1 protein-coding gene is annotated in these 903 nt (G+C 42.9%); it reads right to left on the bottom strand.

Annotated features, from left to right (window positions below):
• Nucleotides 1-78: 78 nt before the first annotated feature.
• The gene (gene gpmA / locus AB5935_RS26165) at nucleotides 79-828 is read right to left on the bottom strand and encodes a 2,3-diphosphoglycerate-dependent phosphoglycerate mutase (RefSeq protein ID WP_004326380.1); all 750 of its coding nucleotides are present in this window, start codon (nucleotides 826-828) and stop codon (nucleotides 79-81) included.
• Nucleotides 829-903 lie beyond the last annotated feature (75 nt).

Consider the following 903-nt stretch of genomic DNA (forward strand, 5'->3'; position numbering starts at 1 on the left):
GTAGGTACCATTTTTGCCTCCTTTTTTTAAGTTAATAATTAAAGTTTAGAAAATATGTCTGCCTGCTTGACAGAACTTTTATTGTTTAGTCATTCCTTGTTTTGCTACAGCTTCCGTCCGTTTACGTATCTCTTCCGGATCACCGAGAAAATAGTCTTTGACAAGAGCCAGCCGGTTGTCGAATTCAAAAACGTAAGGAACTGCTGTAGGCAGGTTCAGGTTGGAAATATCTGAATCGGATATTTCTTTGAGATGCTTGATGATTCCACGCAGGCTGTTGCCATGGGCAACTACCAGCAGGTTATCCTTACATGTCAATGTGGGAAAGATGATGCACTTCCAATAAGGCATTACACGTTCAATGGCATCTTTCAAGGATTCCGTACGTGGAAGTTCCATATCCGGGACATCTGCATAACGTATGTCTTTACTCGGATTGCGCGGATCGTCCTCTCCCAATGCTGCTGGAGCTATATCATAACTTCTCCGCCAGGTGTGTACTTGTTCTTCACCATATTGGGCAGCCGTCTCACTTTTGTTAAGTCCCTGAAGTATGCCGTAATGTTTCTCATTCAACCTCCATGTCTTTTCGACGGGAATCCAGCTCTCATTCAGGCGGTCCAGAACGTAGTCCAGCGTTTTTATAGCACGTTTTAAGTAAGAAGTGTAGGCAATCTCAAAAGAAAATCCGGCTTCTCGTAATGTATCGCCTGCTTTGCAGGCTTCTACAACGCCTTTTTCACTTAAATCAACATCTGTCCACCCGGTGAAGCGGTTTTCTTGGTTCCATAGGCTCTCACCATGACGTAATAATACTATTCTTTTCATGGATGACCTGTCTTTATGCAATGGTTATTGAAGAATCCAAATATACATCCTGTATGGTATTCAATAGCTGGACCC

The organism is Phocaeicola sp. RTP21198st1_B8_RTP21198_201120, from assembly GCF_040929485.1.
Classification (GTDB): domain Bacteria; phylum Bacteroidota; class Bacteroidia; order Bacteroidales; family Bacteroidaceae; genus Phocaeicola; species Phocaeicola dorei.